Genomic DNA, 25924 nt, shown 5'->3' with positions numbered 1-25924 from the left:
CCGCCATGCTGCAGTCCTCCGTGCCCCTGCCTCCGTACGCGATCGTGGTGCCCACCCTCGGCCGGCCCAGCCTCCGGGCCTGCCTGGACGCCGTGGCGGCCGCGACGGCCTCCGGGCGCGGCCCGGTGCGGATCGTTCTCGTACACGACCGTCCCGGTCCCGACGGAACTCCGCCGCCCCTGGACGTCCCCCCGGTGCTCCGCCCGATCACCACCGTCGTGGCCGGCCGGGCCCGCGGCCCCGCGGCCGCCCGCAACACGGGAATGCGGGCGGCGGGTCCGGTGCCCTGGATCGTCTTCCTCGACGACGACGTGGTGCCGGGACAGGGGTGGGGCGAGGACCTGGCGAACGATCTGGTCTCCGCTTCCCGTGACACCGCAGCCGTTACGGCCCGCATCGACGTTCCCCTTCCGTCCGGCCGCCGCCCCACGGACTGGGAACGCAACACCGCGGGTCTGGCCACCGCCCGCTGGATCACCGCCGACATGGCCTTCCGCCGGGAGGCGTTGGACGCCGCAGGCGGCTTCGACGAGCGCTTCGGGCGCGCCTTCCGCGAGGATGCCGAGCTGGCCCTGCGCCTGATCGAAGGCGGCTGGGTCCTGAGCCCCGGCAGTCGCCGTACCACTCACCCGGTCCGCCCCGCAGATCGCTGGATCTCGGTCCGGCTCCAGGCCGGCAACGCCGACGACGTACTGATGGGCCGACTGCACGGGCACGACTGGTGGGGGCGGGCAGCGGCCCCTCGGGGGCGGCTGCCGCGCCATGTCGCCGTGACCGCGGCCGCCGCCGCGGCCGTGGGCTGTGCGGTGGCAGGCAGGAGGGGCGCCGCCGCGTGGTGCGCGGCCGGCTGGGTGGCGGGCACCGCCGAGTTCGCCGCCGCCCGGATCGCACCCGGACCGCGCACCCCGTCCGAGGTCGTCACCATGGCGGTCACGAGCGCGGTCATCCCCGCTGTGGCGGTCTGGCACTGGCTGCGCGGGACGGTCGTGCACCGCCGTGTCCACCGAGCGGACCCGGCGGCGCCCCCCGTGAGCCGCTCGGCGGCTCCGCAGGAGGCTCCCCGCCAGCAGGTGTGGTCATGAGGAACCGGCCCGTCGGAGGCACCACCGTCGGTGGGGCCCCGGCCGGAGCCGTTCCCTGGCTGTGGGACCGCCCCGGCGCGGCCCGTGTCCCGCGCCGGCCCCGGAAGGCCGGCCGGCTTCCGGAAGCGGTCCTCTTCGACCGTGACGGCACGCTCGTCGTCGACGTCCCGTACAACGGCGACCCCGACCGGGTCTCTCCCATGCCGACGGCGCGGGCCGCGGTGACCGCGCTGCGCGAGCTGGGGGTCCGGGTCGGTGTCGTCAGCAACCAGTCGGGCGTCGCCCGCGGGCTGCTGACGCAGCAGCAGGTGATGGCGGTTCGCCGACGCGTGGACGAACTGTTCGGTCCGTTCGACGTGTGGGCCGTGTGCCCCCACGGCCCTGCGGACGGCTGTGGCTGCCGCAAACCCGCACCCGGCCTGATCCTTGCCGCGTGTGAGCGGCTGGGCGCGGCCCCCGAACGCACCGTGGTCGTCGGCGACATCGGCTCCGACGTGCGGGCCGCCTCCGCCGCGGGGGCGCGCGGGGTGCTGGTGCCCACGCCCGTGACCCGCCCCGCAGAGGTCGCGGCCGCCGGCGAGACGGCGTGCGATCTGCTCACCGCCGTCCGGCTGATCTCGTCCCCGGCCGGCTCCGGAGCCGGCCGCGGCACGGACGAGGTGCCGGCGCGCGTACCCCTGCGGGAGCGCCCGCGCGCTGTCGGCGGTGGCGGATGAACGCCCCGCGCAGTCTCGTCGTACGCCTCGACAGCGCCGGGGACGTGCTGCTGGCCGGTCCTGCCGTGCGCGCGGTGGCGGCCGGCTCGTCCCACACCACGCTGCTCTGCGGGCCGCAGGGTGTCGCCGCGGCGCGGCTGTTGCCCGGAGTGGACCAGGTGCTGGTGTACGAGGCCCCGTGGGTGGGGCTGGAGCCGGGCCGCACCTCGCGCGAGGAGTGCGGTCTGCTGGTCGACGCACTGGCAGCCGGCCGTTTCGACCGTGGCGTGATCCTGGTGTCCCACCACCAGTCCCCGCTGCCGGCGGCCCTGCTGCTCGCGCTCGCGGGAGTGGGGCAGGTCGCGGCCGATTGCGAGGAGTACCCGGGGTCCCTGCTCGCGCTGCGCCACCACCGGCTGCCGGACCGGCACGAGGCGGACGCGGCGCTCGACCTGGTGCGCGACTTCGGTTTCGCGCTGCCCGACGGCGACGACGGCGCCCTGCGCGTGTCCGTCCCGCCCGACACGACGCGGCTGACGGGTCCCGAACCGTACGTGGTGCTGCACCCGGGAGCCGCGGTGGCCGCCCGCGCCTGGAGCCCGGCCAGGGCGACGCGTGCCGCGGCCGCGCTGCACGAGGCGGGGCACCGGGTGGTGGTCACCGGCAGCCCTGCGGAGAAGGGGCTGACCGCGGAGGTGGCCGGCCGCCACGGACTCGACCTGGGCGGCGTCACCGGCGACCTGCACGAGCTGGCCGGTGTCCTGGCCGCCGCGCAGGTCGTGGTGGCGGGCAACACGGGCCCGACCCATCTGGCCGCCGCCGTGGGCACACCCGTGGTGTGTCTGTTCGCACCCGTGGTGCCGGCGGGCCGGTGGCGGCCGTACCGGGTGCCGCACGTGCTGCTCGGCGACCAGCGGGCTTCGTGCGCGGGCAGCAGGGCGCGGGTCTGTCCCGTCGAGGGGCACCCCTGTCTGGACTCGGTGGATGACGACGAGGTGCTGGCGGCTGTCGCCGGCCTCCTCCCGGACGCCCCGCCGGGCGGCCGTGGACCGCGACCGCACGAGCCGAGCGAGACCGATGGAGAAGTGACCGTATGAACATCCTGTTGTGGCACGTGCACGGTTCCTGGACGACCGCGTTCGTCCAGGGACCGCACACCTACCTCGTACCGGTCACCCCGGACCGCGGGCCCGACGGGCTGGGCCGCGCCCGCACCTTCAGCTGGCCCGATTCGGTGCGGGAGGTCACGCCGGCCGAACTGGCCGATGCTCCGGTGGACCTCGTGGTGCTCCAGCGGCCCCACGAGATGGAGCTGGCCGAGCGCTGGCTGGGCCGCCGCCCCGGACGCGACGTTCCCGCCGTGTACCTGGAGCACAACGCACCGGACGGCGACGTACCCCGCACCCGGCACCCCTGCGCCGACCGCGAGGACCTGACACTGGTCCACGTCACCCATTTCAACCGGCTGTTCTGGGACAACGGCGGCACCCGCGCCGAGGTCATCGAACACGGCATCGTCGACCCCGGGCACCTCTACACCGGCTCCCTCCCCCGTGCGGCCGTGGTGACGAACGAACCGATCAGGCGGGGGCGCCACACCGGAACTGACCTCCTGCCCGAGCTGGCCCGGGCGGCGCCGCTGGACGTCTTCGGCATGGGCACCCACGGCATCGCCGAGCACCTGGGGCTGTCCGCGGGGCGGTGCCGTGCCTACGAGCTCCCCCAGGGCGACCTGCACACGGCGATGGCGGAGCGCCGGCTGTACCTGCACCCCGTGCGCTGGACCTCACTGGGACTGTCGCTGCTCGAAGCCATGCACCTGGGCATGCCCGTCGTGGCGCTGGCCACCACGGAGGCCGTCGAGGCCGTCCTGCCCGGGACCGGCGTCCTGTCCACCCGGCCGGAAGTGCTGGCCCGCGCGGTCGTCCACTACGTCAACGAACCCCAGGCGGCTGCCGAGGACGGCGCGCGCGCCCGGCAGGCCGCGCTCGAACGGTACGGCCTCAAACGCTTCCTGGCCGACTGGGAGCGCCTGATGACGGAGGTACGGTCATGACACCCCCCACCGCCCGTTCGATACGGTCGCCCAACCGGCTCCGGCCCCTGTCGTTGGCCCTGGTCTCCGAGCACGCGAGCCCCCTCGCGACACTCGGCGGTGTCGACGCGGGCGGGCAGAACGTGCACGTTGCCTGCCTGGCGGGGGCACTGGCCGACCGAGGCCACCGGGTCACGGTGTACACGCGGCGCGATTCCCGGGACCTGCCGGACAGAAGCCGTTTGCGGCCGGGTGTGACGGTCCACCACGTGCCGGCCGGACCGGCCGATCATTTGCCCAAGGACGAACTGCTCCCGCACATGAGGGAGTTCGCGTACTACCTGATGCAGCACTGGCGGGAGTCCGGTCCTCCCGACCTGGTCCACTCGCACTTCTGGATGTCCGGGCTCGCCTCGCTGGCGGCGGCGCAGGAACTGGGCCTGCCGATGCTGCACACCTTTCACGCGCTGGGAACCGTCAAGCGGCGCCACCAGGGTGCCGACGACACCAGTCCGCCCTCACGCATCGGCTGCGAGCGGGAGGTCGCGTTCGGCTGCGACCGGGTCGTGGCGACGTGCCGCGACGAGGTCACCGAACTCGCCGGGATGGGCGTCCCGGAGGACAAGGCCGACGTCGTTCCGTGCGGTGTGGACACCGAGCGGTTCCGCCCCGACGGACCCGTTGCCGAGCGCGGATCCGCCCACCGCCACCGGCTGCTCCAGCTCGGCCGGCTCGTCCCCCGCAAGGGGGCGGCCCTGTCCATCGCCGCTCTCGCCCACCTGCCGGAGGCGGAGCTCCTGATCGCGGGCGGCCCACCACCCGGCGGTCTCGACCGCGATCCCGAAGTGCGGCGGCTGCGCGCCCTCGCCCGGGGGGCGGGAGTCCTCGACCGCGTGCGCTTCGTCGGCGCGGTGCCCTGCGACGCCGTGCCGGCCCTGCTGCGCAGTGCCGACGTCGTGCTGTGCCCGGCGGACTACGAGCCGTTCGGCATCGTGCCGCTGGAGGCCATGGCCTGCGGCCGGCCGGTCGTGGCCAGCGCCGTCGGCGGCCAGCTGGACACCGTCGCCGACCGGGAGACGGGGCGTCTCGTGCCGCCCCGGGACGTCCTGGCGCTCGCGGCGGCCACTGCCGAGCTGCTGGCCGACGACACAGTGCGCCGGGCGTACGGCGAGGCCGGACGGCGGCGCGTCCTGAGCCGTTACGGCTGGTCCCAGGTCGCCGCCGCGACGGAACGGTCCTACCGCTCGGTGCTCGCCGGGCGGCTCGTGGTCGCCGGGACGACGACGTGAGCCACCTCTGCCGCTCCTCCGTCCGTCCCGGCTCCGTCCGACGAACCTCTCCGGTCGGTCACGACCGGACCGTTCTCCGCGCAGTACCGATTGCCTGAAGGAGGTGGGGTGCGGACCGCTCTCCCGAGCGGCCGCCCCGACGCCATGAGCCGATCTCCCGCAAGCACAGGAGCCCACCAGCACTGCCAGGCACTGGAGGACGCGCTGAGACGTCTGCGCGTCCACGGTCTGGACCAGCTCGCCCACTGGGGTCACCGGCTCGCCGCGGTGCTTCCCGCCGGAGGCCGCCTCCTCGCGGCCGGCAACGGCGGCAGCGCTGCCCAGGCGCAGCACTTGACCGCTGAGCTGGTCGGCCGCTACCGGGAGGAGCGGCCGGCGTACTCGGCCATCGCCCTGCACGCCGAGACGTCCAGTGTCACGGCGATCGGCAATGACTACGGATTCGAGCAGGTCTTCGCCCGGCAGGTCGCGGCGCACGGCCGGGACGGTGACGTCCTGGTCCTGCTGTCGACGTCGGGCCGCAGCGGCAACCTGCTGTCGGCCGCGAGGACGGCCCGCGCGGCGGGCGTGGAGGTCTGGGCCCTGACCGGAACCGCCCCCAACCCGCTGGCGGAGGCCGCCGATCAGGCGCTGTGCATCGACGCTGCCTCGGCGGCCACCGTGCAGGAGGCCCACCTGGTGGCCGTGCACCTGCTGTGCGAGTCCTTCGACTCGGCCCTTGCCTCCTCCTCCTCCGCCACCGCCGCCGCCTCCTCCTCCACCGCCGCCGTCAGCACGGCGCCTCGACGCACCGTCGCCGCCGTCAGGAGGACCCGGTGACCGGCCGCGAACCGCTGGTCGTGGTCGGCGACGTCCTGCTGGACCGCGACATCCGGGGTGCAGCGTCCCGTCTCGCTCCGGACGCCCCGGCGCCCGTCGTCGACGTCACGGACGACCTCTCACGGCCCGGAGGCGCAGGACTGGCCGCCGTGCTGGCCGCCCGTTCCGGCCGCGAAGTCGTCCTCGTCACGGCACTGGGGGAGGACCGTGCCAGCAACCGGGTGCGGGAGGTGCTGGACGGCCGGGTCCGGCTGGTGGAGCTCCCGCTGGAAGGCTCCCTGCCGGTCAAGACACGGATACTGGCCGACGGCCGCCCCCTGGTCCGGATCGACCGGGGCGGTGGCCGGGTCGGCCCTCCGAATGCTGCCGTAGGACGGGCCTTGGCCGATGCGCACGCCGTCCTGGTCGCGGACTACGGCAGGGGCACCGCGCAGGCGCTGCGGCCCCTGCTGACCGACAGCGCGCGCCGCGTCCCCCTGGTGTGGGACCCACACCCGCGGGGCGGACCACCGGTGCCGGGAGCCCGCCTGGTGACACCGAACGCGGCGGAGGCGACCGCGCTGTGTCCCGATGAGGGGGACTCCTTGGCAGCGCACGCCCGGCGCGGCGCGGAGCTGGCGGAGCGCTGGGGTGCCGCTGCGGTGGCCGTCACACTCGGCGAGAGGGGGGTCCTGCTGACCCGTCCCCTGTCCGAGGCGCCGATGCTCGTACCGTCCCCGTACCGAGCCGTGGGCGATCCGTGCGGAGCGGGCGACTGCTTCGCGGCCGTGGCGGCCTGCGCACTCGCGGACGGGGGCCTGCCGGAGGAGGCGGTACAGCTGGCGGTGGCCGCGGCCGCGGCCTTCGTAGCGGCGGGCGGCGCCTGCGACCCCGCCCTGTGGCAGACGTCCCGCGCCACCGGCTTCGCCCGGCCGACGGGCGGCGACGCCTTCGCGACGGCCGCGAGCGTACGGGCTCGGGGCGGAACGGTGGTCGCCACGGGCGGCTGCTTCGACCTGCTCCACGCCGGGCACGTCGGCCTGCTGGACAGTGCGCGGCGGATCGGCGACTGCCTGATCGTCTGCGTGAACTCGGATGCCTCGCTGCGGCGGCTCAAGGGGCCGGGCCGCCCGCTGAACCCGCTGGAGGACCGCGTACGGGTACTGGCGGCGCTCGGCAGTGTCGACGCCGTCGTGGCCTTCGAGGAGGACACGCCCGAGACCCTGCTGGACCGGCTGCGGCCGGACGTCTGGGTCAAGGGCGGCGACTACTCGGCCGACGATCTTCCGGAGGCGCGGGCGCTGCGGGCTTGGGGCGGCCAGGCCGTCGTCCTGCCCTACCTCGACGGCCGCTCCACGACCGGCATCGCCGATCGCGCTGCGCGGGCCGCCTCCGGTGCCCGGTCCGCCCCCTGAGCGGGCCGGGCCGGGCCGGGGGCCGGGCCGGGCCGGGGGCCGGGCCGGGCCGGGGGCCGGGTCGGCACACGCTGCGTCGCGGACGGGTCCGCGTGTCGGACTCGCAGTGATCAGGCGGCGGTGCTCAGCCGCGCCCGGACGGGCACGACAGCCTCGGGCACCGGGATGAGCGCTCCGCTGCGGGGCTTGCGCCCCTTCAGCAGGTAACCCGCGACGACGAACGTGGCGATGGCCAGTCCGCCCACGATCAGCGTGACCCGTACCCCGGCCAGCTCCATGAACACTCCCAGCATCGGCGGCGCCGCCAGGCCCCACACGGTGCGGATGCTGGACCAGGCGCCGAGCACACGGCCCCTCATGTGGGCGGGCGGATCGGTCTGGAGCACCGTGGACTGGGCGGTGTCCCCGACGGATTCCGCGATCGCCATGGGGAGGACGAGGACCAGGAGCACCAGGAGGGAGGGGGCCAGGCCGGCGAGGATCTGCAGGAGGGCCCCCGCCAGGGTCAGGACGGCCACCATGCGGACGCTCGGCCTGCGCAGGCGGGCGCCGAGGACCGCTCCGACGATCCCGCCGACGGCCAGCACGGTGGAGACCTTGCTGAAGGAACCCGCGTCACCGGCGAGGGGCCCGGTGACCAGGACCACCAGGGTGAGCGAGTAGTTGCGGCCGAACAGCGCACTGATCCCGTTCAGGGCGGCGAGGGCGACCAGTCGCGGGCGCCGCATGAAGAAGGCGAGCCCCTCCCGGGCGCTCATGCCCCGCGCCGCGGCCGCTTCGGGCGCGGGCCGCCCCGCGGGTGCGGGTACCACCGCCCGCGTTGCCTCTCGGGGGCGGGCCGCCTTGAGGAACGGGATCACGCAGGCCACGAACAGGAACGACAGGCCGTTGGCCGCATAGGCCGCCGCCGTGCCCAGCAGGCCGACGGCCACGCCGGCGAGCGCCGCGCCCGCGAGGCGTCCGGCGCTGTGGACGAGCGAGCCCACCCCGATGGCCGACGGGACGTCCGGGGCGTGGACGAGATCGTTGCCGAGCAACGCGCACGCAGGGCCGTCGACGGTGGCGATCAGGCCGGTCACCGCGGCCAGCGCCAGCAGCACCGGTAGGTCGAGCCCGTCCAGCGCGACCAGCAGGGCCGTCACCAGCGCCACCGCACCGAGCAGGGCCTGCGCGACGGCGGCGGTCAGCTTGCGGGGCAAGCGGTCGACGGCCGCGCCGCCCGCCAGGCCGAGGAGCAGGCCGGGCGCCATCTGGATGGACACGGACAGGCCGGTGGCGGCGGCCGATCCCGTGATCTGGAGGACCAGAAGGTTCTGCACCGTCAGCTGCATCCAGGTGCCCGCGTTGGACACGAAGTTCGCGACGGCCCACCAGCGCATGCTGCGGTAGCGGAGGGACCGCCACGGAGAGCGGTCGGCGGAGCGGTCGGGAGTGGGGGCGGAGGAGGACGCGGAGACAGAGGCAGACACAGACAGGACCCAGGGTGGAGCGCGAAGCGCAGGAGGCGGAGGGGAACGGGCGCTCCGCGCCGCCCGACGCGCACGGCGACGCCCGGCAGCAGAAGGGGGAGGAACTGGCCCGCGGACCATGGTGGCAGAACCCGCCGCCCGCCTTGGTGACCCGTGGCACCCCACGGTCCCTCCGGCAGGCCCCGGACCCTGGCCTGCCAAGGCCTGAGCGACAGCCGGTGTGTTTGCTCACAGCGGCCGTCCGGAGCCGTCCGAACACCTGGCGGCCTAGCCCGGCGTGCCCCGGAGGACCGTCCTCGGGACAGTGGAGTGCAGCAGCCGCGCGACGCGGGATCTCCCCGGCCGGAGCGGCTCGGCAGCACCCGGGCGGGAGTACCGCTCAGGTGTGGATCCCGACCGGCGACAGCGGTCGGATCAGCGGCCGTCCGCCCCTTGTGAGCTTCGGAAGGACCTCATGAGTCTGCACACGCCGGCAGGCCCCGCTCCGACGGAGCACGCGTTCGCCCCCAGCCGCGCCCGGGTACTGGTCCTGCGGGCCTTGGGCCTCGGCGACCTGCTGACGGTGGTGCCCTGCCTGCGTGCGCTGCGCAGGAGCATGCCGGATTGCGACATCGTCCTCGCCGCACCCGGTCGGCTCGCCGGCGTCGCCGTGGCCACGGGCCTGGTGGACCGTGTCCTGCCCACGACCGCGCCGGGCCGCGGCGTGCCCACCGAACTGAGCTGGGAGGGGCCGCCGCCGGAGCTGGCTGTGGACCTGCACGGGAACGGGCCGCCCAGCCATCGCCTCCTCCAGCAGCTGCGGCCGCGTCGGCTCCTCGCCTACCGGCACGCGCAAACCCCGGACGTCCCCGGACCCGAGTGGCGCGAGGACGAGCACGAGCGGGAGCGCTGGTGCCGCCTGCTGCGCTGGTACGGCATCGAAGCCGACCCCGCTGACCTCTCGATCGCCGCCCCTCCGTGCGCCTCGCCCGCCCCGGGTGCCGTCGTCGTCCACCCCGGCGCCGACGCCGGTTCTCGCCGGTGGCCCCCCGAACGGTTCGCAGCGGTCGTACGCGCCCTGCGCCGAGCGGGCGCGGACGTGGTCGTCACAGCGGGCGCGGGCGAGGGGGTGCTGGCACGGCGGGTGGCCAGGGATGGCGGACTGCCACCGGGCGCGGTGGTCGGCGGCTCCTGTGACGTGCCCTTCCAGGAGCTCTGTGCACTGGTCGCCGGTGCGCGCTGCGTCCTGGTCGGCGACACGGGCCTGGCGCACCTCGCGACGGCCCTGGGTACACCGTCCGTCGTCCTCTTCGGCCCCGTGGCCCCCTCCCTGTGGGGCCCGCCCCCTCACGCCAAGCACCGGGTGCTGTGGTGCCCCCGTGCGGGAGAGGACCCCTTGCGGCCCGGCGACGCACACGCGTCTGCGCCCGATGCCCGGCTCCTGCGCATCACCGTGGGCCAAGTGGTCGAGGCGGTGCTCGGCCACCGCCCTTGATCGCCGGTACCGTGGTGTTCCGCCGCACCCGGCGCGTCGAACGGCGTGAGATCAGCTGGGGTTCCGCTCGCCGGGCGGGTCTTGGGGATCGACTCCGGTGACCGCCGATGCGTCCCGTGTGCCACTGGGACGGCGGGAGGCGCCCTGGGGCCCCAAGTCGTGCATGCCCTTGGAGCTCTTGGCACCCTTGGCCTGCCGCTCTCCCCTGCGGCCTTCGCTCTTTCCTACATCGATGCCAGAGCCCTTCTCCTCTTCCTGGGACACCTCGCGGCCGGGACCGGGAGCGGGCGCATGCTCTTCCGCGTGGAAAGACCGCTTGGCGCTCGGGTTCTCCTGCTGTCGCGTCGCGTCTACGTCCGGCGCCCAACCATGCTGGGGACCGGTGTGCCTGCTTGCCTCGCCTTGGCTTGGTTCGTTCTGCTTCGCCATGACATACCCGCTCTCTTCGGCCGCCTGGGCAGCCGGGCGGCCGAACTGTCGATTTGTGCTGCTCCTACCCATTCGGGCCCGGACAATCCTGCGGGCCCAGTCGAGATCGCGAGCGCGGCGGGCTTCGCTCCTCCACGGATCGATGGCTGCAGCCGGCTCAGGAAGCAGGCCTGCGCACCTGGAGCAGTTTCGGCTGCAGTCGACGAGCGGGCGTGGTGGGATCGGCGGGTGAAAGATCCCTTCGGATGTGACGCGCCGGCTCTCCTGGCCTGTTCCGGGACCCCGGACCGCGCGGCGGCGCGCCGCGCCGTTGCTGCCCGCGCTGTCGACCCCACAGATCTGGGGCTGCTCCTGGACATGCTCGGGCTGTTGCCCGAGGCCGGCCCGGAGCCGCCACACCGACCGGGATGCAAGGCTGACCCTGGTGATTTCTCGGCCGAACGCCGCGGATTGCGAGCCGGCGGGTCATAGCGCCTGGTCGCGATGCGGATCCTCCTCCGTTGCGGTGGCCCAGTGCACGCAGAGCACGTGCGAAAAGACGGATCCGGCACCTTCTCGCCCCGCGCTGCGCGGCCGGGGCTTGCCACGGCGCGCGGCGCGCACAGCCCCGCCGGCGTAGCTCCGGCTGCTTCGGGCAGGCGCCTTTCGTGGCCGACAGGGCCTGGTCGGGGTACGCCCGGCCCGTGCCCTTCCGACGGGCGCCAGGCGCTGCGCCCTCCGAGCCGGCCGGTGCTCGTGGAAGGAGCGCGGCTGATGACGTACGGCAGTGAAAGGGCTGTCCTCATCCGGGACGCAAGCGCGAAGGGCGGGAATCCGGAGTGACGTTGCGACCGCCGGTGGAGCCGATGCTGGCGCAGGCCGTGGAGTCGGTGCCGGGCCCCGGCGTGCTGGGCGAGCTGGCCTTCGAACAGAAATTCGACGGCTACCGGGCCGTGCTGTTCACCCCCGCCGGGGCGGGCGGAGCCTTTCTGCTCCAGACCCGGCGCGGACCGCTGATCCAGGACCGGTTCCCCGACCTCGTCGCCGCGGCGGACAAGCTGCCCGACGGCCTGGTCCTGGACGGGGAACTCGTCGTATGGGACCCGCAGGCAGGCCGGCTGTCCTTTGAGGGGCTGCAGCGCCGCACCGCTGCCCGCGGCCGCCGCAGCACGCGCGCTCTGGCCGCATCGCTGCCCGCGTTCTTCATCGCGTTCGACATCCTGCAACAGGACGGAAGCGAGTTGACCGACTACCCCTACCGCCAACGCCGCCTCCGACTGGAAGCCCTGTTCGCCGACCACCGGCTCGCGGCCCCCTGGACGCTGTGCCCGATGACTACGGACCTGATCAAGGCCCAGCAGTGGCTGGAGTCCTGGACCGAGATCTCCGGCGTCGAGGGCATCGTGGTCAAGGCGATGAACCAGCCCTACCTGCCAGGACACAGGGACTGGTACAAACTCCGTCGCCGGGACACGACGGAAGCGATCATCGGCGCGATCACCGGCACCATGATCCGGCCCCAGCTCCTCCTTCTGGGCCGCCGCGACGCCTACGGCGACCTCCGCTCGATCGGCCGTACGGCCCCCCTGCGTGCCGAGCTGGCGCGCCTCGTCGGTGGCAACGTGATCGCGGCCGATGCCGGGCACCCCTGGGAGGGCTGGCGGTTCGCATCGGCGTGGGGCAGCCGGGACCTCCTGGACGTGACCCTGGTACGCCCCGAGCTGGTCGCGGAGATCAGCGCCGACACGGCCGTAGACGGCGGCGGTGTCTTCCGGCACCCGGTCCGCTTCAAACGGCTGCGCCTGGACGTGGCTGCGGAGGAGGTGCCGCTCTTCAGCCCCGGGCCGAGCGCGGCCACCGGCTGAAAGCCGGGGTGAGCACCTGCACGGAGGGGGAGGTGGAGCAGGTGCTCACGGGTGGCGGCCGGAGGCCGCTCAGCGCGCCGGCCGCCATGTCCAGCGTAAATTGACCAGGCGGGCGACGTCACATGCCGGTCGAGCGGAGCTGCCGAGAGGCCCCGGCGAGCCCAGCGACGCCGTGCCGGTCGCAGGGGAGCCGACGGAGCCGGCGCATCGCCGTGGTGGTCAGTCTTCGCGGAGTACGCGGATGCTCTTCACCTCCGTGTCGACGGCGTCCGGCACGACCATGCCGGATTCCACCCCGGTCCGCAGGTAGCGCAGGACGTCAGCGGTGAGGCGTTCGCCGGGCAGGGCCGCGGGAATGCCGGGCGGGTAGGGGGTCAGCATCTCCGCGGCGATCCGACCTTCAGTCTTCTCCCAGGGCACCTGCTCGGTGGGGCCGAAGAAGGCGTCACGGGGCAGCGCCCCCTGTTCCAGACGCAGCCTTGGGGGTGACGGCACCTCCACGGGCTGTCCCGTCCGAAGCTCTGCGGTGTGTGCAGCCAGGTCGGTCAGGGCCGCCAGCAGCACTTCGACCGTGTCACCGTCGTCGGCGTGGGTGAGCTGGGCACTGATGCGGCGGTGGTCGGCGAGGTGGAGGTTGATGCGGTGGTTCTCCCGCAGCCAGTCGGCCGCACGGTAGCCCGTGACTCCGCACGCGCTGATGTCGACGATGACTTGGAGAGGATCCATGTCCGCTGCCCGGCCCGGCCCGCAGAAGTCCTCGTGGCCGTGCACGTGCATGCCGTCGATACGGGAGATGCGGTCGCGGGACTTCCGTGCGAGGGCGAGCGCGTGGTCGTAGAGGGCCTCGCCCTGCTCGACCATCTGTCGACGCCATCCGTCCAGTGCCGCGTACACGAGGACCGAGGGGCTGGTGGTGCCGAGCAGGTCTTCCCTGCTCTTGAGGACCTCGGCCTTCACCAGGTCGCCTTGGAGGTGGAAGACGGAACTCTGCTCCAGGCCGGAGCCCATCTTGTGGACGGAGGTCACGCACACGTCTGCGCCGGCGTCCATGGCCCAGGTCGGCAGGTCCGGGTGGAAGGGGAGGTGGGCGCCCCATGCCTCGTCGACGATCAGGGGGCGGCCCCGGCGGTGGCACACCTCGGCGATGGCGGACAGGTCGGAGCAGGTGCCGTAGGGGGTGGGCGTGGTCACCAGCGCGCCGCGGGCGTCGGGGTGCTCGGCGAAAGCCGCCTCGAAGGCCTCGGCGGAAGGCGGGTGGGCGAGGTGCCGCTCTGCGTCCCATTGCGGATCGACCCAGACGGGCTGGATGCCCGAAAGGATCAGGCCCGAGATGACGGACTTGTGCGCGTCGCGTCCCACCAGCAGCTTCTCGTGCGGACCGGCGACCGACAGCATGGCCGACTTCACCGACAGGGAGCTGCCGCACGTGGAGAAGAAGGCGTGGTCCGCCCCGACGGCATCGGCCATCAGCGCCTGCGCCTCCTCCACGATCCCTTGGGAGGACGTACGGTCGTCCAGGCCGCTGGTGGCGAGGACATCGGACCGGAACACCGCCTCGCCGAGCACCGCCAGGACACGGGGGTCGGTGCCGCGTCCTTGTTTGTGCCCCGGGGGTGTGAACGGAGTCTGGCCGCTTTCGTGGTAAGCGGCCAACGCGTCGAGTACTGGTGCCTTCGATTGATCCATATCGCACGTCTGCCCCGAGGCGGCCCATGAGAACGGACATTTTGCGGGTCCCCCTCAGTGCAGGCGCCGCCACCGCCACGACCACGGTGAGCTCTCCGGGTCGCCGGCCCCGGCCGTCGTCGAGCTCGCCTCGACGGTGGTGCGGGAGCAAGCGTGCCCCGCGCCGATCGGGGCAGGGGGTTCGTGGGACCCTGCCGCAGCGCGGTGATCTCAGAAGGGATCTGATCCCCATGACGCGCGAGCTTCATCCTTCTTCCCGGCTCCAGGAGCGTTTGGCCGAACCGGCGCGGTCGTGGGCGGTCGGCACGTTGATGGCGACGCCCGATCCCGAGGCACGCCGCGCCGTGGACGATGCCATCTACACCTTGTGTGTCCTCATGGCGCAGCCCTCCCCGTATGCGGCCGTCAACGAGGCGCTCCAGTACACGGACGGCTGACCCCGGCCGACATGCTGCGACAGTTTTCCGGCACGCGCGTGTTCGCCGGACGGCGTGGGTTTTCCGCCTGCTGCACAGCAGGACTCCACGAACACGGGGAGACCGATGCGGAAGAGCGCAGCGATGGGCCAACGGGCACAGCAGTGGTCCCGGGCGTCTGCGGCGCCTCCCGTGCCGACGGGAAGGCCGGGGCCCCAGGAGGCCGGGTGGCTGTAGAGGTGGCGGGGGCCGCGGGCATCGGTTCCCGCGAGACGGCCGAAGCCGTTCGTGTTCGCCCTTTGCGTGGCGACGGGGCAGCGCAGCGCCCACAGCGCGCGCGCTTGCGACGTGCTCGTCACACGCGTTGGGCGCGGTGGAGGAGGGTGTGGAGTCCGTGGCGTCGCAGGGCGGCCCGGGCGGCGTTCGCGCCCGGAGCGCCGTGGACGCCGCCGCCCGGGTGGGCGGCCGCGGAGGCCAGGTAGAGGCCCTTCAGGGGCGTCTCGGGCCTGCCGGTACCCGGGGTGGGGCGGAAGATCGCCTGCTGGTGGAGGGCGGTGGTGCCGTTGTTGATGGCGCCGTTGTGGAGGTTCTCGTCCATGGCTTGGAGGGTGGTGGGAGCCAGGATGCGGCGGGCGCGGATCAGTGAGCGGAAGCCGGGTGCGATGCGTTCCACCTGTGCTTCGATGCGGTCGGCCATGGCCTCCTGTTCACGGGCGTCCCAGCGGCCGGTGATGCGGTCGGGGCCGGCGTCGGAGGTGATGTGTTGCGGGAGGTGGGTGTAGGCCCAGGCCGACTCCGTCCCGGCAGGTGAGCGGGTGGGGTCCGCGGTGGTCATCTGGCCGAAGAGGGTGAACGGCTCGTCGGGGACCTGTCCCGCGGCGATCTGTGCGGCGAACCGGGTCAGGCCGTCGACGCCGTCGGCCACGTGTACCGTTCCCGCTCCGGCTGCCTGCGGAGCCGTCCACGGCACCCGGCCGGTCAGTGCCCAGTCGACCTTGAAGGTCGCGAAGTCCCAGTGGAAGTGTTCCAGGTCCCGCAGGAGGCGGGAGGGGAGGTGTTCCTCGCCCACGAGGTCCCGGTACAGGGCCTGTGCCGACGTGTCGGCCAGTACGGCGCGCCGCGCGCCGACGGTCTCTCCGCCCGCGGTCCTGACCCCGACCGCGGTGCCACCGCGTACGACGACGGCCGCGACGCGCTCCCCGCAGCGCAGGGCTCCTCCGCGGCGTCGGAGGCGGCTCACCAGCGCCGCCGTCAGGGCGCCGGAGCCGCCGACCGGGACGGGGAAACCGTGGCTCTGTCCCAGCATCGACATCAGCCAGCCGAAACCACCGCTGCCCGCCGCCTCCGGCGCCAGGTCGGCGTGCAGGGCGTTGCCGGCCAGCAGGAGCCGACCGCCTTCGCCCCGGAACTCCTCCTCACCCAGCCGGCGCACCGGCAGGGCCAGCTTGCGGGCCAGCCGCAACCCGCCGGAGGCGCGAAGTCTCGCGGCCAGTCGGAGACCGGAGCGGACCGGTGGGAAGGGCGTGAACAGAGCTTGTACGAGGTCAGGTCCCACCCGGGCCCACGTCCGGTACATGTCCTGCCAGGCCTCGCCGTCGGCGCCCGCGAACTCGGCCAGGCCGGCGCAGGTGTCCTGCACTCGGCGTTCCAGAACCGCACACCGGCCGTCCCTCAGCGGGTGGGCCAGCACGGAGGGGGCATGGCTCCAGCGCAGGCCCTCGGCGGCGAGATCGAGCCGCGCGAGTACCGGGGAGGCCGCGGCCAGAGGGTAGAAGGCGCTGAAGACGTCCGAGACGTAGTCGGGGTGCACGCCGCGGTCGCTTCGTACCGCTCCTCCGGGCTCCTCCTGCGCCTCCAGGACCTCCACGCTCCACCCTGCGTCGAGCAGCACGTTCGCGGCCACAAGCCCGTTCGGCCCGGCACCGATCACCACTGCGTCAGGCACGGAGCACCTCGTCGGGCTGCTGCTCCACGACGCTGGCCAGGCGGGCCAGCATGCCCCGGTGGCGGAGCTGCAGGGCCGCTTCGCTCACGGAGTTGTGCAGGGAGCCGCCCAGGCCGCGCAGGGGGTGCTCGTCGCAGATGACGAGGGTCTCCTCGCCCCACGGCCTGAGCTGGAGGAAGATCCTCGCCGTGCCGAAGGCTTTGAACGCCGCTTCCAACTCCAGCTCCCGGCCGGCCTCCTGGTGGCGTACGGTCGTCGTTCCGTCGGTGGACCAAGGGCCGATACGGACCGTGTAACGCAGCTGGGAACCCACTGCGGGCCAGGTGTGGTCGAGGGGCGTGGACTCGGACGGGCCCACCACCCATTCCCCGTACAGGGTCGGATCGGCGAGTACGTCCCACACCTTATGAGGGGGACGCCGGATGAGCTTATGACGTACGGCCACGGGGACTCCTCCTGTTGCCAGAGCGGTATGGGCGGGTGCAGCGCGCCGAGCACCCGAGCAGGGGAGGGGGAAGCCGGCCTGCCCGGCGTGCCTGTCGCGGTCAGTGGCCGAGGGCGTTCTTGAGCTGCTGCTTGGTCATCGTGGAGCGGCCCTCGATGCCGCGCTTCTTCGCTTCCTCGTACAGGTCGTCCTTGGTGCGTTCGGAGGAGCTGCCGCGGCCACGGGACTGCTCGCCGCCGCGTTGCGAGGCGGACTTGCCCTGGGTGGAGCTGCGGCTCGCGGTCTTGCTCTCGCCCGATTGGGCACGCTCCTTGTTCACCGTTCGGGAGGCCATTTCCTCGGCGCGGCCCTCCGACATACCGCGCTTCTCACCCGACTCCTTGATGTGTTCGTACTGACGCTCGCGCTTGGGGCTGGATCCTCGGGGCATGACGGAACCCTTCATCGACGGTGGTGTCACGGTCATGGTGCGGGTACCCGGATGACGTCGCATCTCACCCGACTCGGACCGGGTGTCCTCGTGGCCGCGACCGGTCGTGGCGTCCGTTGCCGCACATGGGCAGGGCGATCCGCTGGCCCAACGGGATACGTGCCGGCGCGTTGGGCCACCGGGTCCGGTCCGGCAGGGCTTGACCCGCCGAAAGGGTCCGACCTGCGAGAGTCCCGCCTCGGGGCGGGGGAGAGCAGGTTCTCGTCCGGTACGGGACGACCGCTGCTCGGAATCAGAGGCCTGCCGCCTCCTTCTCCCGCTGGCGGGCCCAGGCCCGGGAGGCGAACCCGGCGTCGGTGAGCACGTCGGCCGCCGTGCAGGCCAGGGCTTCGGCAGCCGCCAGCATCACCTCGCGACCCCGCGGCGAGGCTGCGGCCCGCGCGAACGCGGGAGTGTGGTCCGAGGCGTCCTGGCCCAGGATCGCGACGAACGGATGGATGGCGGGGACGCGGCTGCTCACGTCTCCGATGTCGGACGAACCAAGGAACACCCCGCCGACCGGCTGGGTGAGCCGGATGCCCGAGCGTGCGATGTGCAGGCTGAACCGGTCCGAGAGCACGTCGTTGTCCCGGAAGTGGGCGTAGCCCTTGCCCACGCGGGCCACCTCGACCGTGGTGCCGGTCGCGGCCGCCACACCTTCCGCGCAGCTGCGGAGGTCGGCGACCAGGACATCGAGCGAAGCGCTCGTGGCCGCGCGCAGTCCGAACAGGCCCTCGGCGAAGGCCGGCACGATGTTGGTCGCGCTGCCTCCATCCGTCACGATCCCCTGAACGTGAGAGCCGGACGGCAACCGCCTGCTCACCACGGCCATGGTGTTGAACAGCTGGATGAGGGCGGCCAGGGCGTCGATCCCGCGGGTGGGATCGCCCGTCGGATGCGCCGCCCGGCCGTGAAAGCCCACTCGGACCTGGGTCTGCGCGGTGAGTGGCGCCCATGACCAGTCGTGCACGCCGGGATGGAACATCAATGCGGCGTCCACCCCGTCGAACACGCCGGCGTCGGCCAGGGCGACCTTCCCCCCGCCCCGCTCCTCCGCCGGTGTCCCCACGGCGAGCACCGTGCCCTCGACGTCCTCCAGGACGCTGCGCAACGCCAGGGCGGCCCCCATCCCGGCCGCGGCGATCAGGTTGTGTCCGCACGCATGCCCCAGGTCCGGCAGCGCGTCGTACTCCATCAGCAGCGCCACGCATCGCCCCGGCCCCCTCCCGGCACGGGCCACGAAAGCCGTGTCGAGTCCGGCGGTCCCCGCTTCGACCGCGAACCCGGCCCGCCGCAGTTCGCCCGTGAGCAGCCGGGCCGCCCGGTGCTCCTCGTAGGCGAGTTCGGGTTCTCCGTGCAGGGCGCGGCTGACTGCCCACAGACTGTCCGCCCGGCGGCTGCACTCCCGCCGCAGCCGTGCGTACAGGTCATCGGATGGATCGCCCACGTCGCCTCCTCGCAGCCTTGTGCCCGCTTCTGTCCAGCGGGCGGCTGATTACGCACGCCTGCGCCAGGGGCGCCGGACCCACGGTCTGCGGATGACTGCTCGGCAGGCACATCCCGGAAGGAGGACCGGGCGGCACTGCTGCGGAGGGGCGGAGGCGACGTGACCCGCCTGGCTCCGTGCCGTCCAACCGGTGCGGGCCTGCCTCCCGGCCGTCGTAACCCACGTCGCCCGCACCCGGCTGCCGCGCCCGGAGCGTACGCGGCCCCTGGAAGCCACGGGTCTGCTGGGCGCCGACGGGCGCGCCGACGAGCTCCGCGCCACGGGCGAATCCGGAGGTAGACGTTGCGGGAGCGTGCCCGACTGCCGTGTCCGCCCTGGCCGCGGGGGTGTGACGGCGTCCGCCGGTGCCGCAGCCGCCGCGCCGACGCCGATGTACGTCCGGCGGTATCCACGATGCCCATGCGGGTCCGGGCTGAGGACGTACCCGATCGCTACCACAGCAGGGGTCGGACGCCGGCTCCGCGACGGCCCCCACGGCTCTGGCTCCTGATCCGTACCGGCCGGCCGGCACCACCGGACGGCCTCGTTCCTCCATGGGCGATCTCACAGAACCGACCGCCCGGACCGGACGCAGTACGGGGCGCACCATGCACCCAGTCGAGGCCGAGGCGGGCGCGTGCAATCCGCGCCGGACAAGGCTCGACACCCCGCCGGCGGCCACATGGGAGCAGGAGGCGCCGGCGTAGCAGCCCTCCTGAGGGGCAGGTGCCTGGCACAAGGCGCGTCTGCGTCCCTCCTCGCGGCGCCCCACTACAAGCCGTAAGGCCGCCCGCATTTCGTGCGGCCTCAGGAGGACGGGGATTGCGACATGGACAGGGCAGCAGCAGAGCTGCGGCGCGCACTCGCCGCATCCAGCTGTGTCGCTCAAGCGGAAATCCTGCGCACGGACGGTACCGCCCGGTGCTCGACAGGCCGGTTCCTGACCACGGTGCAGGAGGGGAGACGGCTGGTCCGGGTGTTCGACGAACCAGCGGATGCCCTCGCCCACGGCATCCTGGTCGGCGGCCGCACCTATGCGGTAGCCGAGGCGAACGGCCACGTCGTGCACGGCAGCCACGCTGACACAGGCGTCGTCGCCGTGAAGTGCCCCCCTTTCGTCATCGTCGGCCTGTACACCGAGGGGCAACGCCCCGCCGACGTGGTACTCGCATTGGACAGGCTCGCCGCTCTCATCACCTCGCACCTCCAGCCGCCGGGAGGAGAGTGAGGTGCACGGGTGTCGCTGGGCGCGTGTGCTGCTGCCCGGCGCCGCCGGCTTCCGGGCGACTGCCGGACTTCGCCCCCGGGTCGGCCCACATGGATGGCCTGGATCGCGGCCCGTCACCACCTGCCTGGGGGCCCTCGACGGCTCTGCACGGCTCTGCGCTCCGCACTCGATCAGGACCGGCGACCACCCGTTGGGCCACCCGTTGGGGGCGGCACCGTCCGGCCGGCCCGTCCTGGACCGCTGGCGGGTCCGTCGGTGTCGCGGCGTGCCGTCACGTCCGGTCTGTGGTCGTCACGTCCGGTCTGTGGCCCGCGCCGGTGCGGACCACGCCTGTGGCGCGGGCGGATTCTGCGGCTTCTCGCAAGGTGCAGCGCAGGAGCCGGGTGGTGGGCGTCGCACGACGGTCTTGGTCGTCGGGCTGGATCAGGTCGTCGGTGAAGCCCAGGAGCTGCCGGGGCTGGTGCTGCCAGTTGTAGGCGAAGAGGGCGACGCCCCTGGAGCGGGTGTCGCGGGCGAGGTCGAGCAGGGTGCGGAGGCCGACGACATCGAGGAAGGACAGACAGCGCATGTCGAACGCCACCGCCGCGACATCGTGGTGGAGGGCCTCGTGCACCGCGTTCAGGGCCTGGCCGCAGTCCGCGTCCAGCTCTCCGACGGGTGTGACGACCACGGTCGCACCGTAGCGTCTGATGTGGATCTCGAAATCGCTTCGCATGGTGCCTCGCCTCGCCCGAACAGCCGGGAGGACCCTTCCATCCTCGTCCCGCGCCCGACCCGCCCGCAACCATCGGCGGCCGTGTGAGCGTCCAGCCCCCGCAGGGTCCTGCGACCTCCTGTCGCCGGCGGTGCCTCAGCCTGGTGACGGGCGCGAACGGAGGGTGTGCAGCATCGCGACGACGGCTCGTCGCTGACCTGGTCGAAGTCGTCGTACCACTGCGATGTCGTCCGCCTCGAAGCGCATGAGGTCGGCGGTGCCGGAGGCCGACGGGTACAGGGGAGGATCAGCCGGCCGGGATCTTGTCGGCGCAGGTGGTGCAGGGCCGCACGTGCGGTGACGCCTGTGGCGAGTCCGTCGTCGACGAGGATCATGGTCCGGCCGGTGCGCGGGGGACCCACCGGCCGCGTTCCAGCGCCCGGAAAGACTGCGTGCGCCACCAGCGCTGCGCCCCGTAGGCCCCCTGAACACGAAGCTCGCCGGTCACGGCCCGGTTTGGAGCGGTACGCCCGTGCCGGGTGAACTGCCGTTGCCGCGACGCGCGGTGTGGTCGTGACCCGGCGGATGGCCCACCAGCTCACGGCGGGTCGATCGAGGATGCCGGCACCGCATGGCGGGCATGTGGTCGCCACATGGGTGACGGCCGGTGCGACTGCTGCGGCGCTCGGATACCGGAGCGTTCGGGGGCGGCGGGCCGGCGGTGCTGCCGGGCGGCACCCCGCAGCGTCCGCAACAGACCGGTGCGGGTTGCCGAACCGGGCGGGGCCAACGGCGTCACGGGCATGCACCTGAGGGGACGACGCCCGTTTGACATGGTCCGAGGGCGTGCCAGGGTTGTAGGTGGGGTCAACGCTGGGAGGTTCCGCATGGCTTCCTGTTCGGCATGGGGTTCTGTCGCGAGGCAGCTTCCGCTGAGGCTGACGGCCGGCACCTTCTTCCTGAACTCCGGCCTGTCGAAGCTCCGCGCGGACGAGACGACCGCTGAGGGGTTGCAGCAGTTCGCTGCCCACACGTATCCGTTCCTGGGCAAGCAGGACGCCCAGAAGTTCGTCCGACTGCTCGCCGCGGGCGAGTTCGCCATCGCCGCTGCGCTGCTCGTGCCGGTCGTTCCTGCCGCGGTGGCCGGAGCTGCGCTGACCGCTTTCTCCGTTGGCACGCTCGGGCTCTACCTGCGTACGCCGGGGATGCGGGAGGAAGGCAGCCTGCGCCCCACGGAGCAGGGAATCGCGCTGGCCAAGGACGTTTGGCTGCTGGGGATCGGCGTCTCCCTCATCGCGGACGGCGTGAACGGCCGCCGGTGACGCACCCGCGCACCACACGAGGGTCGACCCCTACCCTGCCCTGCCCTCCCCTCCCCTTGACGTGCAGAGGGCAAGAGGGCCCGGCCTTGCCGGCGGCGGTCAGGTCGCAGGGCTCGGTCTTGAGACGCCTGCGTACGGGACGAGCCACGTGCTCAGGCCGGCGGCGGCCCCTTATGGGCGTGGAAGGTGCCCTCGGTCCACTTTCCCTCGACCTCGGGCGGGGCTCCCTGCCCGTGGAGGCTGCCCGGCACGGTCATGGCCGGGCGCGGGGCGGACCGGCGTTTCACCGCCTCGGGTCCGGTGCTGGATCCACGATGCACGGATCCCAGCCGTAGCCGCAGAAGAGGGCGGACTGCGGCGATCCGGTTCGGGTCGCCTCGGTCGGACGTGGACGACCTCGACGGCGAGGAGGCGCGGGCGCTGGCCTTCACTGCCACGGTCTACGCGGACCCGGCCGGTCATCCGTTCTGCCTCTGCCTCCACTGACCCGTACCGGGGCGCGGGGCGCGGTGGCCACGTCCCGCGCACGCGTCGCCGGCCTGCCCGAGCCGTAGCGGAAGGATCCCGGACGTCCCGCGGGCCGACCGAAGCCCTGTGGCCCACAGAGCAGAGCAAGGAAGCGCGCCGAGGAGGCGGGGCGGGCCTCCGCATCGGGAACATCTCGGCCCCGTGGGCGTCACGGGAGGTCGCCCAGTACGGCTTCGGGCGCGATACGGCGTTGGACGATCTCGGCGGCGATCTCGGTAGGGCGGTGGTGGTGACGATCGGCGAAGGCGATGAGGTGCCGGGCCGCCTGGGCCGGGGTGATGTCGGCGGTCGCGGCGAGCATGCCGGTGGTGGGGTCGAAGGCGGCCTTCCCGGACAGGACCGACTGGGTGCGGGTGGCGATGTCCTCGGCTCGGAGGCCGTCCTTCTCCCAGGTCATCAGCGCGGTGGTGGTGACATCGGCGAGGGCGCGCAACAGGTGCGTCTCGCCCTCGCCGAGGGAAGTGGGCCGCCGGACGAGAAGGTTGAGGGCGCCGATGGCCTTGCTCCGGGCGATCAGGGGCACCGCGTGGGCGCTGCCGTAGCCGTCCGCGAGGGCGAGGGGGACGAACTCCGGCCACCGGTCCCCGTCGGCTTCGAGGTCGTCGGCGTGTGCGGGGATGCCCTGGTGGAAGGCGTCAGTGCAGGGACCCTGCCGGATCTGGGCCTGCCACATTTCGGTGAGTTCCACCGTGTGTCACGGGGCTTCCCCACCTAGGGGCGGCAGCCTTGAACAGCAGACCCGCAAGGGCCTGGGTCCGGGTGCACGGCGGGCGCCGTGAACAGGTCCGGCGCGCAGAGGTCGCGAGGGGAGCCCGCGTCCGGTAGGCGGGGGCGCCGAAGCCTCGATACGACGGAACCAGGCTGGTCCATCCCTCCCACCATCCCACGGCTCCAGCCGGGCGAAACGGTGGCCGCCCCACGAAAATTCCGGAGCGCGGACGCGCCACCGGCACGGCGTGCCGCAGAGGCCACCGCGCGATGCGCGGGAATACCTTCCGTTAGCACGTCGTCGCATTCCGGGACGGCTCCCGCCCCCCACTTCGGACGAAGGGCTCCCACGTGTCTCCAGCCGGTGACCGACCTCCGCGCCCGACCGCTGCCGTCGTGGCGTCGGACACGCCCGCCGGGCTTCCGGCCGGAGCGCCGACGACCGTCCGGGCGGTGGGCATGCTGATGGCCGCGACACCGTGCGGTGCCCGTGACGCGCACCGGATCCTCGCGGCGGCCGCAGACCTCGTCCGGTCGAGCCCCGATGCCGTGGCGGCGGTCATCGTCGAGGGCTCCTGCGGCACTCCGGTACCCGGGCACGTGGAGCGGGCCGTGCGCCGGGCGATGGAGGCGGCTCGTACGTCCGGGCGGCCGGAGGGGCCGCTCGTCGGGCTCCTGCCTGCCGCGACCAGGGTGCAGGAGGTCCTGACCCGGTTGCGTGTCTGCCGGTCCCGCCTCGGAGTCGCGCCCGAGGACCCCGCGGCGCTCCGTGCCATGGACGATGCCGCCTACACCCTGTGCGTGCTGATGTGCCGGCCGACCGTCCACGAGGCGGTCCTCGCAGCCGAGGCCCGTCTCGCCCGCCCTGCCCAGTAGCCCCTTTGCTGTGTCCGTGGCGCGTGCGTGACGGCGGCCGGGGTGGGGCAGGCGCCGGTACGGACGATTCGGAACGAACGAGAGGTGGCGATCCGATGACCGAGTACGAGCGGTCCCGTACGATGCCCGCCCTGCCGGAGCACGTCTTCGACCAGGCGTCCAACGTCGGCCAGATGGACCAGTGGCTCCCGCCCGAACTGCACGTGCACGCCGAGGAGCTGCCTTCCGTGCGCGTGCGTGAGGACGGTGCCGAGGACGACAAAGCGGCCGTTCTGCGCGCCAGGGCGGACCAGATGCGGCTCGAGTGGGGGAGCCGCGAGAGCGGCGGGTACACCGGGTGGCTCCAGGTGGCCGGTCATGACGGGGGTCCCGCCGAGGTGAAGGTGCACCTCTCCTTCCTCACCAGCGAGACCGATCCGGGGGAGCAGGCCGTGAACGAGGCCCTCGACCGCAGCCTCGCCCGCCTGGAGGAGCAGGTGCGCCTTCGCGTCGACGGCGCGGCGGGCTGAGCCCCGCGAGGCCGGCCGGGGCAGGGGCGCCCTGGGAGCGCCTGCCCGTCAGCGCCGGCTTCAGCCCTGCCCCGGGCAGTCGTACGGCAGGGGCGGGAACCGGTGCCCGCGGACATCGGTGCTCTTGCTCCAGAGGTGCTCCTTGCCGCAGTCGCAGGCGTGGATGGCCGCTCTGGGGAACGATTTCACGCGAGGGGCTGCGCGCGGGCTGCCCCGTCCGGCGGTTTCGTGAGGAGCCCCTCGGGCAGAAGCCGACTGCCGGTCGGTGGTGCTGCCACGGAAACGACCGAGGCGCCCGAACGGCATCCACGGCTCGAAGGCGGCGGTCATGGACAGCACGAACGCGAACGCGTCTCGCGCCCCGGCCTCGGACGGCGGCCAGGGGGATGGCCAGGGGAACGGCGGCCAGGGGTACGACGCGACTCCCTACCTGCCCTCCCGCGGCGGGCTGGCGGCCCTGCGCCGCGCCGCGGCCGACTGTCACGGCTGCCCGCTCTTTCAGGACGCCACCCAGACGGTCTTCGGCAAAGGGCCGGCGCGTGCGCGGCTGATGCTGGTCGGGGAGCAGCCCGGAGACCAGGAGGACCTGAAGGGCGAGCCCTTCGTGGGCCCCGCGGGTCAACTGCTGCGCCGGGCCCTGGACGAAGCGGGGCTGGGTGAGGAGAACGCGTATTTCACCAATGTGGTCAAGCACTTCAAGTTCACCCCGGCCCCGCGCGGCAAGCGCCGGATCCACAAGGCTCCGAGCCTGCGGGAGATGACCGCGTGCAGACCCTGGCTGGCGGAGGAACTGAAACTGGTCGCCCCCGAGGTGCTCGTGGTGCTGGGAGGAACGGCGGGCAAGGCGCTGCTCGGATCCTCCTTCCGGGTGGGTGAGCGGCGTGGTGCCCTGCTGCCGATGCCGGACCCCTTCGGTGAGGAACCCGGAACCGCCCCCGGCCAGCTGCTGGCGACGGTCCATCCCTCTGCCGTCCTGCGGGCAGACGACCGGGAGGCGGCCTTCGCGGGACTGGTGGCCGACCTGTCCGTGGCCGCCACCGCGCTGGAGTAGGAGCCGGGCAGAGCGCGCTCCCGCGTCGGCC

General features: G+C 73.3%; 23 protein-coding genes and 1 pseudogene. 16 read left to right on the top strand and 8 right to left on the bottom strand.

Annotated elements, in window-relative coordinates:
* The first annotated feature begins 5 nt into the window (after nt 1-5).
* From ACZ3X1_RS03365 to rfaE2, 7 genes are all read left to right on the top strand, one after another.
* The gene (locus ACZ3X1_RS03365) at nt 6-1082 is read left to right on the top strand and encodes a glycosyltransferase family 2 protein (protein WP_362622435.1); all 1077 of its coding nucleotides are present in this window, start codon (nt 6-8) and stop codon (nt 1080-1082) included.
* Nucleotides 1079-1798 (top strand): D-glycero-alpha-D-manno-heptose-1,7-bisphosphate 7-phosphatase, encoded by a 720-nt coding sequence (locus ACZ3X1_RS03360; RefSeq protein WP_467276027.1) that lies wholly within the window; start codon nt 1079-1081, stop codon nt 1796-1798. The genes ACZ3X1_RS03365 and ACZ3X1_RS03360 overlap by 4 nt, the downstream gene beginning before the upstream one ends.
* Nucleotides 1795-2874, top strand: a complete 1080-nt coding sequence (locus ACZ3X1_RS03355; RefSeq protein WP_390074055.1) for a glycosyltransferase family 9 protein — start codon at nt 1795-1797, stop codon at nt 2872-2874. Before ACZ3X1_RS03360 ends, ACZ3X1_RS03355 begins: the two co-directional genes overlap by 4 nt.
* On the top strand, nt 2871-3833 hold the full coding sequence (locus tag ACZ3X1_RS03350) for a glycosyltransferase (protein WP_390074057.1): 963 nt from the start codon (nt 2871-2873) through the stop codon (nt 3831-3833). Before ACZ3X1_RS03355 ends, ACZ3X1_RS03350 begins: the two co-directional genes overlap by 4 nt.
* Entirely contained in the window at nt 3830-5101 is a 1272-nt protein-coding gene (locus tag ACZ3X1_RS03345; RefSeq protein WP_356810955.1) for a glycosyltransferase, read from the top strand. Before ACZ3X1_RS03350 ends, ACZ3X1_RS03345 begins: the two co-directional genes overlap by 4 nt.
* A gap of 144 nt (nt 5102-5245) precedes the next feature.
* Nucleotides 5246-5920 carry a D-sedoheptulose-7-phosphate isomerase gene (locus tag ACZ3X1_RS03340; RefSeq protein ID WP_467276306.1) on the top strand — a complete coding sequence of 225 codons (675 nt, stop codon included), beginning with the start codon at nt 5246-5248 and terminating at the stop codon, nt 5918-5920.
* Nucleotides 5917-7314 (top strand): D-glycero-beta-D-manno-heptose 1-phosphate adenylyltransferase, encoded by a 1398-nt coding sequence (gene rfaE2, locus ACZ3X1_RS03335; protein WP_356810954.1) that lies wholly within the window; start codon nt 5917-5919, stop codon nt 7312-7314. The genes ACZ3X1_RS03340 and rfaE2 overlap by 4 nt, the downstream gene beginning before the upstream one ends.
* Before the next feature lie 110 nt (nt 7315-7424).
* Here the strand turns inward: rfaE2 and ACZ3X1_RS03330 are convergent, their stop codons facing one another.
* Nucleotides 7425-8693, bottom strand: a complete 1269-nt coding sequence (locus ACZ3X1_RS03330; protein WP_467276304.1) for an MFS transporter — start codon at nt 8691-8693, stop codon at nt 7425-7427.
* A gap of 544 nt (nt 8694-9237) precedes the next feature.
* Here ACZ3X1_RS03330 and ACZ3X1_RS03325 point away from each other — a divergent pair.
* Both ACZ3X1_RS03325 and ACZ3X1_RS03320 read left to right on the top strand, forming a co-directional pair.
* Nucleotides 9238-10257, top strand: a complete 1020-nt coding sequence (locus tag ACZ3X1_RS03325) for a glycosyltransferase family 9 protein (RefSeq protein ID WP_467276022.1) — start codon at nt 9238-9240, stop codon at nt 10255-10257.
* A gap of 1247 nt (nt 10258-11504) precedes the next feature.
* Complete coding sequence (locus tag ACZ3X1_RS03320) at nt 11505-12530, top strand: ATP-dependent DNA ligase (protein WP_467276019.1); 1026 nt, start codon at nt 11505-11507, stop codon at nt 12528-12530.
* A 219-nt stretch (nt 12531-12749) separates the two neighbouring features.
* Here ACZ3X1_RS03320 and ACZ3X1_RS03315 read toward each other — a convergent pair whose 3' ends face one another.
* Entirely contained in the window at nt 12750-14216 is a 1467-nt protein-coding gene (locus ACZ3X1_RS03315; protein WP_467276017.1) for an aminotransferase class I/II-fold pyridoxal phosphate-dependent enzyme, read from the bottom strand.
* A 230-nt stretch (nt 14217-14446) separates the two neighbouring features.
* Here ACZ3X1_RS03315 and ACZ3X1_RS03310 point away from each other — a divergent pair, with 230 nt between their 5' ends.
* Nucleotides 14447-14653, top strand: coding sequence for a DUF5133 domain-containing protein (locus ACZ3X1_RS03310; RefSeq protein ID WP_467276015.1), 207 nt, complete (start codon nt 14447-14449; stop codon nt 14651-14653).
* 334 nt (nt 14654-14987) lie between these two features.
* Here ACZ3X1_RS03310 and ACZ3X1_RS03305 read toward each other — a convergent pair whose 3' ends face one another.
* The 4 genes from ACZ3X1_RS03305 to ACZ3X1_RS03290 all read right to left on the bottom strand — a co-directional run bounded on the left by ACZ3X1_RS03305 (nt 14988) and on the right by ACZ3X1_RS03290 (nt 18938).
* Nucleotides 14988-16577 carry a phytoene desaturase family protein gene (locus ACZ3X1_RS03305; protein WP_356810948.1) on the bottom strand — a complete coding sequence of 530 codons (1590 nt, stop codon included), beginning with the start codon at nt 16575-16577 and terminating at the stop codon, nt 14988-14990.
* Complete coding sequence (locus ACZ3X1_RS03300) at nt 16570-17022, bottom strand: SRPBCC family protein (protein WP_356810947.1); 453 nt, start codon at nt 17020-17022, stop codon at nt 16570-16572. The genes ACZ3X1_RS03305 and ACZ3X1_RS03300 overlap by 8 nt, the downstream gene beginning before the upstream one ends.
* Nucleotides 17023-17122: 100 nt before the next feature.
* Nucleotides 17123-17452 carry a plasmid stabilization protein gene (locus ACZ3X1_RS03295; RefSeq protein WP_356810946.1) on the bottom strand — a complete coding sequence of 110 codons (330 nt, stop codon included), beginning with the start codon at nt 17450-17452 and terminating at the stop codon, nt 17123-17125.
* Between the two features lie 292 nt (nt 17453-17744).
* Nucleotides 17745-18938: an amidohydrolase gene (locus ACZ3X1_RS03290; RefSeq protein WP_390074067.1), complete on the bottom strand. Its 1194-nt coding sequence runs from the start codon at nt 18936-18938 to the stop codon at nt 17745-17747.
* A gap of 868 nt (nt 18939-19806) precedes the next feature.
* On the opposite strand from ACZ3X1_RS03290, the gene ACZ3X1_RS03285 reads away from it, so the two are divergent.
* Nucleotides 19807-20205, top strand: a complete 399-nt coding sequence (locus ACZ3X1_RS03285; protein WP_390074069.1) for a profilin — start codon at nt 19807-19809, stop codon at nt 20203-20205.
* Between the two features lie 271 nt (nt 20206-20476).
* Here ACZ3X1_RS03285 and ACZ3X1_RS03280 read toward each other — a convergent pair whose 3' ends face one another.
* A complete protein-coding gene (locus tag ACZ3X1_RS03280) occupies nt 20477-20920 on the bottom strand; it encodes an STAS domain-containing protein (RefSeq protein ID WP_467276009.1) in 444 nt (147 codons plus the stop codon).
* A gap of 866 nt (nt 20921-21786) precedes the next feature.
* Here ACZ3X1_RS03280 and ACZ3X1_RS03275 point away from each other — a divergent pair.
* A complete protein-coding gene (locus ACZ3X1_RS03275; protein ID WP_356810942.1) occupies nt 21787-22221 on the top strand; it encodes a hypothetical protein in 435 nt (144 codons plus the stop codon).
* A 384-nt stretch (nt 22222-22605) separates the two neighbouring features.
* Nucleotides 22606-22707, top strand: a pseudogene (locus ACZ3X1_RS03270) (VOC family protein); the annotation flags it as partial.
* A gap of 190 nt (nt 22708-22897) precedes the next feature.
* Here ACZ3X1_RS03270 and ACZ3X1_RS03265 read toward each other — a convergent pair.
* Nucleotides 22898-23437 carry a GAF domain-containing protein gene (locus ACZ3X1_RS03265; protein ID WP_467276007.1) on the bottom strand — a complete coding sequence of 180 codons (540 nt, stop codon included), beginning with the start codon at nt 23435-23437 and terminating at the stop codon, nt 22898-22900.
* Nucleotides 23438-23853: 416 nt separating this feature from the next.
* On the opposite strand from ACZ3X1_RS03265, the gene ACZ3X1_RS03260 reads away from it, so the two are divergent.
* From ACZ3X1_RS03260 to ACZ3X1_RS03250, 3 genes are all read left to right on the top strand, one after another.
* Nucleotides 23854-24333 (top strand): DUF5133 domain-containing protein, encoded by a 480-nt coding sequence (locus ACZ3X1_RS03260; RefSeq protein WP_390074072.1) that lies wholly within the window; start codon nt 23854-23856, stop codon nt 24331-24333.
* 95 nt (nt 24334-24428) lie between these two features.
* Nucleotides 24429-24842 (top strand): SRPBCC family protein, encoded by a 414-nt coding sequence (locus ACZ3X1_RS03255; protein WP_356810938.1) that lies wholly within the window; start codon nt 24429-24431, stop codon nt 24840-24842.
* Between the two features lie 328 nt (nt 24843-25170).
* The gene (locus ACZ3X1_RS03250) at nt 25171-25893 is read left to right on the top strand and encodes a UdgX family uracil-DNA binding protein (protein WP_390074074.1); all 723 of its coding nucleotides are present in this window, start codon (nt 25171-25173) and stop codon (nt 25891-25893) included.
* Nucleotides 25894-25924: the final 31 nt, after the last annotated feature.

This window comes from Streptomyces sp. NPDC023541 (assembly GCF_055559995.1).
The sequence above is the reverse complement of the archived record's forward strand: the minus strand, read 5'-3'. Positions and strand labels throughout refer to the sequence as shown.

Coding starts and splice junctions, on each gene's coding strand:
- ACZ3X1_RS03355 (WP_390074055.1), top strand. CDS start 1,795: ATGAACGCCCCGCGCAGTCTCGTCGTACGCCTCGACAGCGCCGGGGAC.
- ACZ3X1_RS03295 (WP_356810946.1), bottom strand. CDS start 17,452: ATGCCCCGAGGATCCAGCCCCAAGCGCGAGCGTCAGTACGAACACATC.
- ACZ3X1_RS03330 (WP_467276304.1), bottom strand. CDS start 8,693: ATGCGCTGGTGGGCCGTCGCGAACTTCGTGTCCAACGCGGGCACCTGG.
- ACZ3X1_RS03280 (WP_467276009.1), bottom strand. CDS start 20,920: ATGCGAAGCGATTTCGAGATCCACATCAGACGCTACGGTGCGACCGTG.
- ACZ3X1_RS03310 (WP_467276015.1), top strand. CDS start 14,447: ATGACGCGCGAGCTTCATCCTTCTTCCCGGCTCCAGGAGCGTTTGGCC.
- ACZ3X1_RS03325 (WP_467276022.1), top strand. CDS start 9,238: ATGAGTCTGCACACGCCGGCAGGCCCCGCTCCGACGGAGCACGCGTTC.
- ACZ3X1_RS03255 (WP_356810938.1), top strand. CDS start 24,429: ATGACCGAGTACGAGCGGTCCCGTACGATGCCCGCCCTGCCGGAGCAC.
- ACZ3X1_RS03350 (WP_390074057.1), top strand. CDS start 2,871: ATGAACATCCTGTTGTGGCACGTGCACGGTTCCTGGACGACCGCGTTC.
- ACZ3X1_RS03250 (WP_390074074.1), top strand. CDS start 25,171: ATGGACAGCACGAACGCGAACGCGTCTCGCGCCCCGGCCTCGGACGGC.
- ACZ3X1_RS03365 (WP_362622435.1), top strand. CDS start 6: ATGCTGCAGTCCTCCGTGCCCCTGCCTCCGTACGCGATCGTGGTGCCC.
- ACZ3X1_RS03285 (WP_390074069.1), top strand. CDS start 19,807: ATGGACAGGGCAGCAGCAGAGCTGCGGCGCGCACTCGCCGCATCCAGC.
- ACZ3X1_RS03360 (WP_467276027.1), top strand. CDS start 1,079: ATGAGGAACCGGCCCGTCGGAGGCACCACCGTCGGTGGGGCCCCGGCC.
- ACZ3X1_RS03345 (WP_356810955.1), top strand. CDS start 3,830: ATGACACCCCCCACCGCCCGTTCGATACGGTCGCCCAACCGGCTCCGG.
- ACZ3X1_RS03340 (WP_467276306.1), top strand. CDS start 5,246: ATGAGCCGATCTCCCGCAAGCACAGGAGCCCACCAGCACTGCCAGGCA.
- ACZ3X1_RS03315 (WP_467276017.1), bottom strand. CDS start 14,216: ATGGATCAATCGAAGGCACCAGTACTCGACGCGTTGGCCGCTTACCAC.
- ACZ3X1_RS03275 (WP_356810942.1), top strand. CDS start 21,787: ATGGCTTCCTGTTCGGCATGGGGTTCTGTCGCGAGGCAGCTTCCGCTG.